The sequence below is a fragment of the Microvirga terrestris genome (assembly GCF_015694425.1).
GTDB classification, from domain to species: Bacteria; Pseudomonadota; Alphaproteobacteria; order Rhizobiales; family Beijerinckiaceae; genus Microvirga; species Microvirga terrestris.
Map to the genome: position 1 here is coordinate 99,398 of NZ_JADQDN010000004.1, position 13,316 is coordinate 112,713.

Sequence of the window (13,316 nt, forward strand, 5' to 3'; positions counted from 1 at the left end):
CGGAGCCGCATCTTTTCGACGGCACCTCAGACCATTTCGCCGAAAGATGCTCTAGATCCAAAGTCGGGGTGCACAACCGCCCCCGCCGTGACGATTTAGGACCATGACCCAGTTTTCCCTCACCGACGATCAAATCGCCGTCCGCGACATGGCGCTTGCTTTTGCTGCGGACAACCTCGCGCCCCATGCCCTTGAATGGGACGAGAAGAAGCATTTTCCCGTGGACGTGATGCGCGAGGCGGCAGCCCTCGGCATGGCGGCGATCTACACCCGCGACGATGTCGGCGGATCGGGGATGACGCGGCTCGACGCGGCGCTGATCTTCGAGGCGCTCGCCACGGGCTGCCCGGCGGTTTCGGCTTATCTCTCGATCCACAACATGGCCGCCTGGATGATCGACCGCTATGGCAACGAGGAGCAGCGCCAGCGCTACATTCCGCGCCTCGCCACCATGGAGCTGATCGCGAGCTACTGCCTCACCGAGCCGGGCTCGGGCTCGGACGCGGCGGCGCTCAAGACCAGGGCGGTGCGCGACGGCGACCATTACGTGGTCAACGGCGTGAAGCAGTTCATCTCGGGCGCCGGCACCTCGGACATCTACGTGACCATGGTGCGCACCGGCGAGGACGGCCCCTCCGGCATCTCGACCCTGGTGATCGAGAAGGACATGCCCGGCGTGTCCTTCGGCGCGCAGGAGAAGAAGATGGGCTGGAACGCGCAGCCCACCGCCGCGGTGATCTTCGAGGACGTGCGCGTGCCCATCGCCAACCGGCTGTCGGACGAAGGCCAGGGCTTCAAGATCGCCATGTCGGGCCTCGACGGCGGTCGCATCAATATCGGCGCCTGCTCGCTCGGCGGCGCGCAAGCAGCCCTCGACAAGGCCCTCGCCTATACGGGCGACCGCAAGGCTTTCGGCAAGCGCATCGCGGATTTCCAGGCTCTGCAGTTCAAGATCGCCGACATGGCGACCGAGCTCGAAGCGGCGCGCACATTCCTGTGGCGCGCGGCCTCGGCGCTCGACGCCAAGGCGCTCGATGCCACCAAGCTCTGCGCCATGGCCAAGCGCATGGCAACCGATGTGGGCTTCCAGGTGGCAAACGACGCGCTGCAGCTCCATGGCGGCTACGGCTACCTTGCCGATTATGGCGTCGAGAAGATCGTGCGCGATCTACGCGTGCACCAGATTCTGGAAGGCACCAACGAGATCATGCGCCTGATCGTGGCGCGTGATCTGGTAGGACGTGGCAATCGATGATCGTGAGGTCGCTCGGCCTTGGCTTCGGCATCACTGCTGCGATCTTCGCGCTGTTTCATTTCGCAGGCTCATGGTTCTTTCTTGACGGGCGGCGTCCGTTCCAGGCCAACTTCGTGGCAGGAGCAGCACTTGGTCTGGGTTTCGGGCTGGTGATAGACCGCTTGCTGCGCGTGTTGCGTAAAGGCGCCGCTCACGCCATGGCGCTGACCGCCGTTCCCGGCATGTTGATCATGGCGGCGGTCGGCTCGCATTTTTCCGTGTTCTTCCCGCACCTCGACCCCGCACTCGACAAGGTGTTCGGCTCGCTGATGCTGTGGTTTTACGGCTTTGCGCTTGCAGGGTCGCTCTGGAGAGCGCGGGGCCTATGATGCATTCGACCGTGTCGCGCGGACTGCCGAGAAACGAGCCGAGCACCTGGCTCGTGTGGGCTCTCGGCCTCCTCTTCATCGGCTTGGGGCTTCTCTTCCTCGGCGCACCGCGCATCGGCACTCTGCTGTTCGGCCTTCCCGCTCCGGAATGGACCCATGTGGGCTATCTCCTCGCCATCGGCCTGCGGGATCTCGCCTTCGGTCTTTACCTGCTGATCCTGTCCTTCATGGCGAACAGGCGCATTCTGGCGTGGATCTTTGCCGTCACCGTGCTGATCCCGGTCGGCGATGTGCTGATCGTTCTCATCAGCCGGGGCCTCAGCGCACCGGCCCACCTGCTGCTCCATGGAGCGAGCGCCGCCGTCATGGCGGGAGCCTCGCTCTGGCTGTTCAAGCAATCATCACACGACAACACGGGAGGATTCTCATGACCAGCATTGCCTTCATCGGCCTCGGCAACATGGGCGGACCCATGGCGGCGAACCTCGTCAAGGCCGGCCACTCCGTCACCGGCTTCGACCTCTCACCCGCCTCCTGCGATCAGGCCAAGAGCGACGGCGTGAACATCGCCTCCTCCACACTCGATGCGGTGCGGGATGCGGAGATCGTCGTGACCATGCTGCCCGCCGGCAAGCATGTGCTCTCGGTCTGGACCGACCTCCTGCCTGCGGTGAAGGAAGGCACGCTGCTGATCGACTGCTCGACCATCGATGTGGAGAGCGCGCGCAAGGCGCACGGGATGGCGCAGGAGCGCAATCTCACGAGCCTCGATGCGCCGGTTTCCGGAGGCGTCGGCGGCGCCAAGGGCGCAACGCTCACTTTCATGGCAGGCGGCTCGAAAGACGCGTTCGACCGCGCCGAGCCGATCCTGTCCAGGATGGGCAAGAAGGTCGTCCATTGCGGCGAGGCCGGCGCCGGCCAGGCGGCGAAGATCTGCAACAACATGATCCTCGGCATCTCGATGATCGGTGTGTCGGAGGCCTTCGTGCTGGCGGAAAAGCTCGGGCTGTCGCATCAGGCGCTCTTCGATGTCGCCTCCACCTCCTCGGGCCAGTGCTGGTCGCTCACCACCTATTGCCCCGTGCCGGGACCGGTGCCGACCTCGCCGGCCAACAACGACTACAAGCCGGGCTTCGCCGCAGCCTTGATGCTCAAGGACCTCAAGCTCGCCCAGGAGGCGGCGCTCGCGTCCGGCGCCTCGACGCCGCTCGGTGCGGAGGCCGCGCAGCTGTATGCGCTCTTCGCCAATGCCGGCCATGACGGCGACGATTTTTCGGGCATCGTCAATTTCCTGCGCGGGCAGAAGAGCTAAAGCCATTTCAGGAAAAGTGGGAACCGGTTTTCCGTCCGAAATGGCGACAGGCCAAAGATTGACGGAGCGGTTTGCGATCCCATTGGGACGCAAACCGCTCTAGAACTCGAACCGGCGCATGAAGCGCCGGTCGATGAAGTCCTTCAGCCGCCATGCGAGGCGGCCCTCGAAGGCGAGGAAGCGGCCGCGGCCACCGATGGCGCGGCCGTCACCGGTTGCGATCAGCAGCAGGTGATCGCGCTGCGGGATGTAGGCTTCGAGGGCCTCGCCCCGCACAGCCCGTCTCAGGTTGCGGGCCAGCACAGGCCCCTGCCGCACGGCGAAGACCCCGGCCTTGGGTCGCGGATGCGCGACCATGGTAGCGCAGTCGCCGACGGCGAAAGCGGTCTCGTCGTTGAGGATCTGAAGCGTCGGGCGTACAGCGAGAAACCCGCTATCGTCCTTGGCCCAATCCGTTGTGGCGAGCACCGACGGAGGAGCCGCATGCGTCGAGACGAGCACCGCGTCGGCCGGCACATGCCTGCCGCTCGCCAGTGTCACCCCGCTTCGGTCGATGCGCACAGCCACATCCTCGGCATGGACGGCGATTCCGCGCCGCTTGAGCGCCCGCGCGATGCGGCGGCGCATGCCGGCATTGATGCTCGGCGCCTCGGATGCGCCGATCAGCGACACTGTGATGGGATCGGTCACCCGCGCTGCGAAGAAAGCCCGGACCGCGAAGGCGAGGCAGATCCCGGCAACCCCTCCACCGACGATGGCGAATCGGCGCGGGCCGTCCGGCGCGAGGGCGCTGTCCACGAGCCGATCCCATTTTTCCAGCAGGCTGCCGATGGGTTTGACGGCCAGTGCATGCTCCTCCGCTCCGGCGATCCCCGACAGATCCGGCGTGATGCCGATATCGACCGAGAGGATGTCGTAGGCCAGTTCCTCGCCCCCCTTCAGCCGTACGCGCCGGGCTGCCCTGTCGAACCCGACAGCCTCGTCCAGGATCAGTTCGGCGCCGGCGGCACGGACAAGGCGCTTCAGATCGATGTGGATCTCGTCCCGCGTATAGGTTCCGGCGAGATGGCCCGGCAGCATGCCCGAATAGGGCGTCAGGCCATCCTTGGTGACCAAGGTGATGGTCAGACCCGGCTCGGGATTGCGCGCGAAGGCTTCCAGCACCAAAACATGAGCGTGCCCGCCCCCGACCAGGAGGAGGCGCTTGCCGAGAATTTCAGCGCTCGTTTCCATGGAGATCGTGCTCTCCCGAGGGGACACACAGGAACAGGATGTGTTGCATGACACCTACAGCTTTTAGCGACTTCGTCCATTAGGCTCCCTGTCCCGAACGTCCAAGGTCGATAGTCCACCGCATGGTCCGCCCCGTTTCCCAGACGGCCAACCCTTCCGCCGATGCCGCCGCCATGCTGCGGCGCCTCGGCTTCGCGATCCTGTTTTTCGCCGTTCCCCTGGCGGCCCTGTTCACGCGGCGCGCCCTCGTGGTGATGGCGCCGCTCGCGGTCATTCTCCTCGTTTTGGCCTCGGTGCTGGACGGCAGCGCGAGACATGCCCGTGAGAAGACGCTGGCGCTTGCGACCTCCACAGGCGGAATCGCCGGGCTCGTCCTTCTGTTATGGGCCGCGCTGTCCCTGGTGTGGACCCCGTTCCTGCCCGAGGCGTCCGAGCGCCTGTTCAACATCGCGGGCATGATCCTCATGGGGCTCGGCGGCTACTTGGCCGTTCCGGAGCGGATGCGTGCGGCCAATCTCTATCTCCTGCCCGTCGGCGTGGGCCTGGCGGCCGTGCTCAGCATTCCCCTGGCGCTTCAAGGCAGCAGCCGCTTCGACCCGGAGGGTTTGAGCCTCGAGCGCGGCATGCTCATGCTGGCCCTGCTGGTCTGGCCGGCGCTCGCCTGGCTCCATTCCCGCAGCAGGAACCTCGAAGCCGTCGCGCTGGCGCTTGCGGTCGCGGTGGCAGCCCTTCTCACCCGTGAGGGAATGCCCCTCTACGGGCTTGCCGCCGGCGCCATCGTGTTCGTCCTGACCGCGGCCAGTCCCAGGCTCGGCCCGCGCCTGACCGGGCTGGTCATGGCGGGCCTCCTGCTGCTCGCCCCTCTCCTGCCCTTTCTGCTGAAGCCTCTCGCGACAGGCCTCCTCGGTGCGAAGGCCCCGGTCACGGTGAGCCTCGACATCTGGCGCCAGATCGTCCTCAACGAGCCGCTGCGGCTGCTCACGGGCCATGGGCTGGAGACCGCCCTGCGCGGCCGGTATTTCGGCCTGATTCCCCACAAAGCGCCCTCCACCCTGCTGTTCGAGATCTGGTATGAACTCGGCGTCGTGGGGGCGGTGGCCGGGAGCCTGCTGCTCTACCGGGCCGTTGTCGGAATCCAGAGCCACCGCCCCACAGTGGCGCCCGGCATCATGGCGGCGTTTGCCTGCGCTTATGCCCTGGGCTGCCTCGGCATCGGCACCACACAGGTGTGGTGGTTCGCTGCGCTCGTGGTGCTCGTGCTGATCTTCGTCGCCATCGAACGGGGCCAGTTCCGGACCACCCGTCCCAAGGCCATCCTGCGCAAGAAGTTCTAAAGCTTGAGTTCGGGTATTTTGTAACGGTTGACGGGAGGCCCCTGCCTCTGCTTGGCTGAGGGTTCCTGCTTCCCTGTTCGAGGACCTTTCATGCCGATCATCAACCGCGTCGCCGATCTCGCCGATGAAATCACCGCCTGGCGCCGCGACTTCCACGAAAACCCGGAACTCCTGTTCGACGTTCATCGCACCGCCGGGATCGTCGCCGACAAGCTGAAGAGCTTCGGCTGCGACGAGGTCGTCACGGGCCTGGGGCGGACCGGCGTCGTCGGCGTGATCAAGGGCCGCACGAACAATTCAGGACGCGTGATCGGCCTTCGCGCCGACATGGACGCGCTGCCTATCGAGGAGGCGACGAACGTCCCCCATGCCTCCAAGGTGCCCGGCAAGATGCATGCCTGCGGCCATGACGGCCACACCGCCATGCTGCTCGGCGCCGCGAAGTACCTGGCCGAGACGCGCAATTTCGACGGCACCGCCGTGGTGATCTTCCAGCCCGCGGAGGAAGGCGGCGGCGGCGGCAACGAGATGGTGAAGGACGGCCTCATGGAGCGCTTCGGCGTGCAGGAGGTCTATGGCATGCACAACATGCCGGGCATTCCCGTCGGCCAGTTCGCCATCCGGCCCGGCGCCATGATGGCGGCGGCCGACCGCTTCACCATCACCATCGAGGGCAAGGGCGGCCACGCGGCGCGCCCGCATGACTGCATCGACCCGGTGGTGATCTCCGCCCACGTGATTACGGCTCTGCAGACCATCGCCTCCCGCAACGCCGACCCGCTTGAATCCGTGGTGGTGTCCGTCTGCACCGTGAAGGCCGGCGAGGCCTTCAACGTGATTCCGCAGACCGCCATGCTGCTCGGCACCGTGCGCACTCTCTCGCCGGAGGTACGCGATCTCGCCGAGACCCGCATCCGCGCCATTGTCGAGAACGTCTGCGCGGCCTTCGGGGCCAAGGCCGAGGTCGAGTACGACCGCGGCTACCCGGTCACCATGAACGATCCCGACAAGACCGACTTCATGGCCCGCGTCGCCCGCGCGGTCGGCGGCGAGAACGCGGTCGACACCACCGTGCCGCCGCTCATGGGCGCGGAGGATTTCTCCTACATGCTGGAGCAGCGGCCGGGCGCCTACATCTTCCTCGGCAACGGCGACACGGCCGGCGTCCACCACCCGGCCTACGACTTCAACGACGAAGCAAGTCCCTACGGCGTCTCGCTGTGGGCGAAGATCGTCGAGACCGGCATGCCTGCGCGATAAATGCGATGAGCTAATCCGTTCCACGGAGGACGCCGATGCCCAGGAAGAAAACGTGGAATGAAAAACTCGCGACAGGCTCGCTAAAGATCGAGCCTGTCGACAAGGCCTTCGCGGGTCTCAAGCTCGGTCAGATGATGCTGATCGCAACACCCCGAATCGTCCGGGACTACATCGCGGCCGTTCCCCGTGGCCAATCCCGCAGCATCGCCCAGCTGCGCGACGATCTGGCTCGTGCGCATAGTGCCGAGGTCACCTGCCCCATGACCACCGGAATCTTCGTGCGCATCGCCGCTGAGGCGGCTCTGGAGGATCTCGCATCGGGTAAGAAGCCGAGCGAAATCACGCCCTTCTGGCGGGTCGTCGATGTCAAAAGTCCGCTCGCTAAGAAGCTGTCCTGCGGCCCGGACTTCATCGCTCATCAGAGAGCCGCAGAAAACCTCGTTTGAGGCTGCGGAACATAACCTGATCCAGGTCTGAAAACGCCGTCGGATCGCCTGGCGGCGCTTTTCTTGTCACGCATTCAGTGCAGGACCATTTCCGTGAACGGATGGACATAGGCCTGCAGCATCACGAGGCCGCCGACGAGGCAGGCGAGCACGATGGAGTGCCAGAACACGAAACGCAGGATGCTTCCCTCATGGCCGAACCAGTTCGTCGCCGTGGATGCCACGACGATGGATTGCGCATCGATCATCTTGCCCATCACACCGCCGGAGGAGTTCGCCGCCGCCATGAGGATGGGTGACAATCCGAGTTGTTCGGACGTGATCTTCTGCAAGCCGCCGAACAGCACGTTCGATGCCGTATCCGACCCCGTCAGCGCCACGCCGAGCCAGCCCAGCAAAGTGCCGAAGAACGGGTACAGGATGCCCGTCCCGGCGAAGGCGAGGCCAAGGGTCGCATCGACGCCCGAGAAGCGCGTCAGCGTGCCGATGGCCAGCATGGCCGCGATGGTGATGAGCGAGTAACGCAGCACCCAGATCGTCTCGAACCAGGCCGTAATGAGCCTCAAGGGAGAGAAGCCCATGACGAAGCCCGCGATGATGGCGGCGATCAGCACGCCCGTGCCTGTATAGGACATGTAGGTGAAGGCAAAGACCGCCGGCTCCGCCGTGGGACTGGCTACGATGGGCGCCACCTTCTGCACCATGTTGTGCAGACCCGGAATCGGGTAGCTCCAGGTGAAGATCGGGTTGACGAGCGCCTTGAACCAGCCGGTGCCCCAGATCGCCACGATCACCGACAGGATGATCCACGGCACCCAGGCCAGGAAGACCTCTCTGCGGTCGGCCCGAGGGCTCATGCTGGGCGTGGCGGCGCCCAGCGGCGCAGGGCTCGAGAGGGTGCCCACGGAATCGTCGCGCGTGCGCAGGGCCGGCGAGGTCCAGATTTCCTTCGGATGCCAGATCCGCATGAAGCCGACGAGGCACCCCATGCAGATCAGGGACGCGCCGATGTCGACGATCCAGGGATTGACGTAGTTCGAGATCAGGAATTGCGGGATCGCAAAGGAGACGCCGCACACCAGGATCGCAGGCCAGATCTGCATCATGCCGCGCAATCCCGCGAACACCGCGATCAGCCAGAACGGCACGATGAGCGAGAAGAAAGGCAGCTGACGCCCGACCATGGCGCCGAGGACGTAAGGGTCGAAGCCGGTCACGGAGGCCAGTCCCTGGATGGGCGCGCCGAGGGCCCCGAAGGCCACCGGAGCGGTGTTGGCGATCAGCGAGAGACCGGAGGCTGCCAGCGGCGAGAAGCCGAGCCCGATGAGGATGGCGCCCGTCACGGCAACCGGCGTGCCGAACCCGCCCGCGCCTTCAAAGAAGGCCCCGAAGGCAAAGGCGACGAGCAGCAATTGCAGGCGCCGGTCCGTCGTGATGTCGCCGACCGATTGCTGAAGCGTAGCGAAATACCCCCTCTCCACCGTCAGGCGGTAGAGGAAGATGACGTTCAGGATGATCCACCCGATGGGGAACATGCCGGTGGCCACGCCGAACAGGGCGGCGCGGGTGGCAAGCCCGGTGGGCATGGTGAACAGAAAGACGGAGACCGCGATCGCCGCCAGAAGGGCGACCACGGCGGCAATGTGCGCCTTCACCTTGCCGGACGCGATCATCACCAAGAGCAGGACCACCGGAATGGCCGCCGCGATGGTCGACAACGTCGCGTTGCCGAACGGGTTGTAGACCTGACTCCACATGAGCTTCTCCCCCCAAACCTGCCAGCGCGAACTGGCGTCCGTGGCGTGCGGTCAGGCCGGAGCGGTCTTTCCGCTTTAGGGAAAGCTAGAACGTTGTTCTACTGCGACAACATGAGTTTGAGAGGAATTTAGCGGCGCCGGCCGCTCAATCCTTGCTCGAGCAGGCGAGCATGCCCTCAAGGTCAATGTAGTGCCCGGCCCGGTCGCGTTTGGCTGCAAGATAACTGACGTTCTCCGCCGTAGGACGACCCAGCACGCGATGGTCGGAAATCACCTCGAGCCCGGCTTGGCTGAGAGCCGCGATCTTCTCGGGGTTGTTGGTCATCAGGCGAACCTTGCCGACGCCGAGGGCTTTCAGCATGACGGCCGCGAAATCGAACCGGCGCTGATCCGCCTCGAAGCCCAGCACCTCATCGGCGTCGTAGGTGTCGTAGCCCTGCGATTGCAGCTTGTAGGCGCGGATCTTGTTACTGATGCCGTTTCCACGCCCTTCCTGATCGAGATAGAGCAGGATGCCGCCCTCGCTTTCGGCCATGAAGCGCACGGTATTGCGCAGCTGGTCGCCGCAATCGCATTTGAGGCTGCCGAAGAGATCGCCCGTGAGGCAGGCCGAATGCAGCCGAACGGACACGGGCTTGGAGAGATCCGGCTTGCCGACGATGATCGCCACCTGATCGCGCAATCCTTCTCCCCCGCGGAATACCACGAACTCGCTGGTGGGCGCGCCTTCCAGCGGCACGGGTGCGCGGCTGACGATGGCCAGATCGGCCGCCTTGGCGCGGCGGTAGCCCCGAATCGCTTCGCCCGGGACGCGGATCAGGGACGGGTCGATCTCGATGCCTTCCGCCAGCGGCACCACGATCACGGCCGGCAGGACCAGGGACAGGCGGGCGAGTTCCAGCGCCTCCTCGTCGAGGGCATCGATGGCACGAACCGGCGCATCGATGCGGCCGTCCACCTTCAGGGCGAGGGTTTCCACACGGGTGCGGTCGGCTACCGGCAGGGCCACTCGCCCGGGAACCTCCCGCTCGAGGCCGAGGCGGCGAAGCCTTGCCGCCGGCAGGACGAGATGGGCATGAGAGCCTGCAACGGCGCCGATCTCGGCCGCCCGGGCCTCGTCCAGATCCTCGACGCCGATCACGAGCGCGCTGCCCTTAACGCCGTCGATCACGACGGGTCGGGCGCTACGGAACTCCATGATCGCCCGCTCGACCAGGGTCGTGGCGGGATTGTCGGACAGGCTCAAGGTCAGGCGCATCATCGCAAACTCGGGCAAACAGCCTCACATCTGGCGGAAAATCGCATGTTTCAGGGCCACAGGCCCCTCAAGTCACGCTTTAGGGCTCGCCCGCACCCTAGCACAGGCACGATCCGATCTCTAATGCCAGAGATGTGACCCCTGCCATGCCGGATCAACAGGCCCCGGTGCAGAGGTCTCCTAGCTCGACGGCATAGTCGGTCCGCGCTATCTACCAGCCCCGCTTTCACAGACACACCGGACGATCTCCATGCTCCTTCCCCGGCTCATCGCCCTCGGCTTCCTTGGTCTGGCCACCACGGCCAGCGCCGCCACCCTGGACGGCCTGGCAGTCGAGGTGACGAACACCAGCGAGCCGGTGCTCTGCGCCGAGAAGGACAATGTGGCGATCAACTTCGCCTCTCCGGACGTGCGGCATTTCCAGATCGAGGCCGTGCATCCGGCCTATATGGGCTCTCTCCGCCAGGATCGCTGGGAGCCGGACTGGACCGCCTGCGAGGACATTTCAGAGCAGACCTCCGCCAAGCCGCACCCGACCATGAGCACCCTCTACGAGGACGGCAATATACGGATCATGGGCCTGTCCTTCACCGAGTTCTGGCGCCCCAGCGACGTGACCGTGACCATCGGCGCACGAGTCGAGCGCAACATCCACCTGCTTCAGCTGCTGAAGAAGCGCGGCGACAAGGCCGTGGAGGTGCTCGTGATCTATCCGGGCGACGGCTACTGGCGCATCAAGCCGCTTCCCCCTGAGCATCTCGACTGGACCTCCTACGGGTCCTCCTTCCTGGTCGGCCCGGTGGAGTTCGACCAGCGGCCCGTGGTGAATCTGAAGGACGTGGCCTTCGACCCGGCAGCCATGACCTTCACTCTCACCCTCGTCCAAGGCGGCAAGGCGAGTGTCGTCATGAAAGCCCTCAACGAAGAGCGTATGACGCTCGACGTGTCCTTCGATCAGGCCGTCTCCGGCATGCCCTTCGCGGGCCTGCGGTCCATGTACGTGACCGAGTTCAATGCGGATGTCGCCCGCGTCGCCGTGCGGGAGGAAGGCGCCCACTCCTGGCGCGAGGAAATGATCATGAATTTCCGGGGCGGCAAGGCGACGGATGCCTGGATGGGCCGGCTCGTGCCGTCGCGCCACAACACCAGCGCGCCCGACATGATGTTCAACCGTTTCCGCGCGTCGCCAGCCGCCTCCCGCTGAAACGCGCCGTCATGGCCGACATTGCGCGGCCGTCGATGAGGATGAGCCCTAGACCGATCAACCCCATGCCGACGACGTGCCGCGCCGCGAGCGTCTCGCCGAGGACTAGCACGCCGAGCAGGATGGCGCTCACCGGGATGAGGAAGGTCACGAGGCCCACATTCGTGGCGCCGGCCCGAGCGAGCAGCCGGAAGAAGATCAGATAGGCAAAGGCTGTCGACACGAGGCCGAGCGCCGCGAGGGACAGGACGGCTTGCGTGCTCGGCAGCCCGAGATTCCAGGGCCGGTCGACGATCAGCGCCACCGGCAGCAGGAGAACGCTCGACATCGTCACTTGTCCGGCGGCAGTGGCGAGCGGCGGAATGCCCATGGTCTTGAACCGCCGCCCGAACACACCCGAGAAGCCATAGGACAAGGCTGCGCCCAGCACAGCGAGTTGCGCCAGGATGCTTGCATCCAGGGATGCCATGGCGGCGGCGCCGATCATGATGGCCACGCCGATGAAGCCCACGATGACACCAGCGAACTTTTGGCCCGTGAGGCGTTCGTCCGCGGTCAGGTAATGGGCCACGATCACCGTGAAGAGTGGCGTGGTGGCATTGAGGATGGAAGCCAGCCCGCTGGCGATATGGCTCTGCCCCCAGACGATCAGCGTGAAGGGAATGACGTTGTTGAGGATCGACATGCCCAGGAAGGCCACCCAGGCCTGACGGCTGCGCGGCAGATCCACGCCTATCAGCTTCAGGACGAGCAGCAGGGCAAGGGCTGCCGTCAGCACGCGGATCGCCACGATGGTCAAAGGCGGCAACTCCCGCACGGCAACGCCGATGAAGAGAAAGGATCCGCCCCATACGATGGAGAGAATGGCCAGCAGCGCCCAATCGGACGCAGTCATGGTTTTCTGAATGGAGGCTTGTGTCATTGGGCGTTTCCGGATCGTGCGAACCGGAATGACACAAAGCAGGCCCTGGCACGACCCGTTTTCTGCGGTCAGTAGGAAAAGTCGTACCATTCCCCTTTGTTGCGGCAGGCCAGCATCTCGCTGATCCGTCCCGTCCGGCTGCTTGTCGCCTCTCGTGTCAGGATTCGGCAATCGAGCCCGCCGAAGGAATTCCGGTCTCTGGATTTCAACGTCACCCTGCCGGAGGCTCCCGTTTCCGGGTTTTTCCACGAGGCGTTGCTTCCCACCGGCCGATCGATGATCGACAGAACCGCTCTGGCTTCCGCCGGTCGATCCCCATTGGGAAGAAATTGTTCGGCGGCCCGCTGTGCTTCTCCCTGAGCAACGCTGGCGTTGATCTGGCCTCGAGCGGCTGCCAACTGCCCTGCCAGCATGCTTCCTCTGAGCCCCTGCATGGCGAGCGAAGGGCCTGCTCCTGCAAGGCTCAGCCCTCCGCTGAGTACACCATCGATGGCCTCCTGGCCGACAGACCGCGCTGTATCTGCGGCCTGCTCGGCCATCATCTGGCTTGCCTGCTTGTCGAATTCGCGCAGATAATCCGGCCCAGCCATGTTGCCTGCTGCGATATCCGACAGGCGGGGGGCAAAGCTGCTGAAATCCATGTCCTTCGGATCCGGATCCCGCTCGGGCTGAGCACTCTCGGCAAGGCCGATGGCCGTGCCGGACAATCCCGTCGGGTCCAGTGCCGTTGCTGCGGAGATTGCGGCCGATCCAGCTCCTGTCTGGTTGCAGGCAGCCAGCATGAACATCATGGCCAAAGCTGCGGCACCGGTCGCGATCCTGATCATACGGACCTCATTCGTTATCGTTACGACGTAACGTAACTTTTCCGATATGGAAATCGAGCCGTCACTTCAGGATCCATCCGATCATCCACAGCGAAGATCGGGGAACAATAAAGGTTTGGTTTACGACGATGAGAGGTGAC

13 protein-coding genes are annotated in these 13,316 nt (G+C 64.9%); 8 read left to right on the plus strand and 5 right to left on the minus strand.

Features of this window, described 5'->3' with window-relative positions; genetic code table 11:
* Positions 1-103 precede the first annotated feature (103 nt).
* Genes I2H36_RS09585 through mmsB form a run of 4 tightly spaced genes read left to right on the plus strand, consistent with a single transcriptional unit; the run spans position 104 to position 2,935 of the window.
* The gene (locus tag I2H36_RS09585) at positions 104-1,255 is read left to right on the plus strand and encodes an isobutyryl-CoA dehydrogenase (RefSeq protein ID WP_196263676.1); all 1,152 of its coding nucleotides are present in this window, start codon (positions 104-106) and stop codon (positions 1,253-1,255) included.
* The gene (locus I2H36_RS09590; RefSeq protein ID WP_196263677.1) at positions 1,252-1,623 is read left to right on the plus strand and encodes a DUF5367 family protein; all 372 of its coding nucleotides are present in this window, start codon (positions 1,252-1,254) and stop codon (positions 1,621-1,623) included. Before I2H36_RS09585 ends, I2H36_RS09590 begins: the two co-directional genes overlap by 4 nt.
* On the plus strand, positions 1,620-2,054 hold the full coding sequence (locus I2H36_RS09595) for a DUF4267 domain-containing protein (RefSeq protein ID WP_196263678.1): 435 nt from the start codon (positions 1,620-1,622) through the stop codon (positions 2,052-2,054). The genes I2H36_RS09590 and I2H36_RS09595 overlap by 4 nt, the downstream gene beginning before the upstream one ends.
* Entirely contained in the window at positions 2,051-2,935 is an 885-nt protein-coding gene (gene mmsB, locus I2H36_RS09600; protein WP_196263679.1) for a 3-hydroxyisobutyrate dehydrogenase, read from the plus strand. The genes I2H36_RS09595 and mmsB overlap by 4 nt, the downstream gene beginning before the upstream one ends.
* A gap of 99 nt (positions 2,936-3,034) precedes the next feature.
* Here the strand turns inward: mmsB and I2H36_RS09605 are convergent, their stop codons facing one another.
* Positions 3,035-4,168, minus strand: coding sequence for an FAD-dependent oxidoreductase (locus I2H36_RS09605; protein WP_196263680.1), 1,134 nt, complete (start codon positions 4,166-4,168; stop codon positions 3,035-3,037).
* Positions 4,169-4,290: 122 nt separating this feature from the next.
* Between I2H36_RS09605 and I2H36_RS09610 the strand changes: the two genes are divergently transcribed.
* The 3 genes from I2H36_RS09610 to I2H36_RS09620 all read left to right on the plus strand — a co-directional run bounded on the left by I2H36_RS09610 (position 4,291) and on the right by I2H36_RS09620 (position 7,208).
* Positions 4,291-5,502: a peptide ABC transporter permease gene (locus I2H36_RS09610; protein ID WP_196263681.1), complete on the plus strand. Its 1,212-nt coding sequence runs from the start codon at positions 4,291-4,293 to the stop codon at positions 5,500-5,502.
* Between the two features lie 90 nt (positions 5,503-5,592).
* Complete coding sequence (locus I2H36_RS09615) at positions 5,593-6,762, plus strand: M20 aminoacylase family protein (RefSeq protein WP_196263682.1); 1,170 nt, start codon at positions 5,593-5,595, stop codon at positions 6,760-6,762.
* Positions 6,763-6,797: 35 nt separating this feature from the next.
* Positions 6,798-7,208 (plus strand): hypothetical protein, encoded by a 411-nt coding sequence (locus I2H36_RS09620; protein ID WP_196263683.1) that lies wholly within the window; start codon positions 6,798-6,800, stop codon positions 7,206-7,208.
* 74 nt (positions 7,209-7,282) lie between these two features.
* Here the strand turns inward: I2H36_RS09620 and I2H36_RS09625 are convergent, their stop codons facing one another.
* On the minus strand, positions 7,283-8,965 hold the full coding sequence (locus I2H36_RS09625) for an L-lactate permease (RefSeq protein WP_196263684.1): 1,683 nt from the start codon (positions 8,963-8,965) through the stop codon (positions 7,283-7,285).
* A gap of 145 nt (positions 8,966-9,110) precedes the next feature.
* Complete coding sequence (gene ribA, locus I2H36_RS09630) at positions 9,111-10,223, minus strand: GTP cyclohydrolase II RibA (RefSeq protein ID WP_196263952.1); 1,113 nt, start codon at positions 10,221-10,223, stop codon at positions 9,111-9,113.
* Between the two features lie 250 nt (positions 10,224-10,473).
* On the opposite strand from ribA, the gene I2H36_RS09635 reads away from it, so the two are divergent.
* The gene (locus I2H36_RS09635; RefSeq protein ID WP_196263685.1) at positions 10,474-11,427 is read left to right on the plus strand and encodes a hypothetical protein; all 954 of its coding nucleotides are present in this window, start codon (positions 10,474-10,476) and stop codon (positions 11,425-11,427) included.
* Here the strand turns inward: I2H36_RS09635 and I2H36_RS09640 are convergent.
* Positions 11,390-12,349 (minus strand): DMT family transporter, encoded by a 960-nt coding sequence (locus tag I2H36_RS09640; protein ID WP_210331019.1) that lies wholly within the window; start codon positions 12,347-12,349, stop codon positions 11,390-11,392. The two genes, I2H36_RS09635 and I2H36_RS09640, sit on opposite strands and share 38 nt — an antisense overlap.
* Before the next feature lie 68 nt (positions 12,350-12,417).
* The gene (locus tag I2H36_RS09645; protein ID WP_196263686.1) at positions 12,418-13,176 is read right to left on the minus strand and encodes a hypothetical protein; all 759 of its coding nucleotides are present in this window, start codon (positions 13,174-13,176) and stop codon (positions 12,418-12,420) included.
* Positions 13,177-13,316: the final 140 nt, after the last annotated feature.

What these genes read in the sequence shown, in the direction of transcription:
- I2H36_RS09585 (WP_196263676.1), top strand. Translation starts at nt 104, where the DNA reads ATGACCCAGTTTTCCCTCACCGACGATCAAATCGCCGTCCGCGACATG.
- I2H36_RS09590 (WP_196263677.1), top strand. Translation starts at nt 1,252, where the DNA reads ATGATCGTGAGGTCGCTCGGCCTTGGCTTCGGCATCACTGCTGCGATC.
- I2H36_RS09595 (WP_196263678.1), top strand. Translation starts at nt 1,620, where the DNA reads ATGATGCATTCGACCGTGTCGCGCGGACTGCCGAGAAACGAGCCGAGC.
- mmsB (WP_196263679.1), top strand. Translation starts at nt 2,051, where the DNA reads ATGACCAGCATTGCCTTCATCGGCCTCGGCAACATGGGCGGACCCATG.
- I2H36_RS09605 (WP_196263680.1), bottom strand. Translation starts at nt 4,168, where the DNA reads ATGGAAACGAGCGCTGAAATTCTCGGCAAGCGCCTCCTCCTGGTCGGG.
- I2H36_RS09610 (WP_196263681.1), top strand. Translation starts at nt 4,291, where the DNA reads ATGGTCCGCCCCGTTTCCCAGACGGCCAACCCTTCCGCCGATGCCGCC.
- I2H36_RS09615 (WP_196263682.1), top strand. Translation starts at nt 5,593, where the DNA reads ATGCCGATCATCAACCGCGTCGCCGATCTCGCCGATGAAATCACCGCC.
- I2H36_RS09620 (WP_196263683.1), top strand. Translation starts at nt 6,798, where the DNA reads ATGCCCAGGAAGAAAACGTGGAATGAAAAACTCGCGACAGGCTCGCTA.
- I2H36_RS09625 (WP_196263684.1), bottom strand. Translation starts at nt 8,965, where the DNA reads ATGTGGAGTCAGGTCTACAACCCGTTCGGCAACGCGACGTTGTCGACC.
- ribA (WP_196263952.1), bottom strand. Translation starts at nt 10,223, where the DNA reads ATGCGCCTGACCTTGAGCCTGTCCGACAATCCCGCCACGACCCTGGTC.
- I2H36_RS09635 (WP_196263685.1), top strand. Translation starts at nt 10,474, where the DNA reads ATGCTCCTTCCCCGGCTCATCGCCCTCGGCTTCCTTGGTCTGGCCACC.
- I2H36_RS09640 (WP_210331019.1), bottom strand. Translation starts at nt 12,349, where the DNA reads ATGACACAAGCCTCCATTCAGAAAACCATGACTGCGTCCGATTGGGCG.
- I2H36_RS09645 (WP_196263686.1), bottom strand. Translation starts at nt 13,176, where the DNA reads ATGATCAGGATCGCGACCGGTGCCGCAGCTTTGGCCATGATGTTCATG.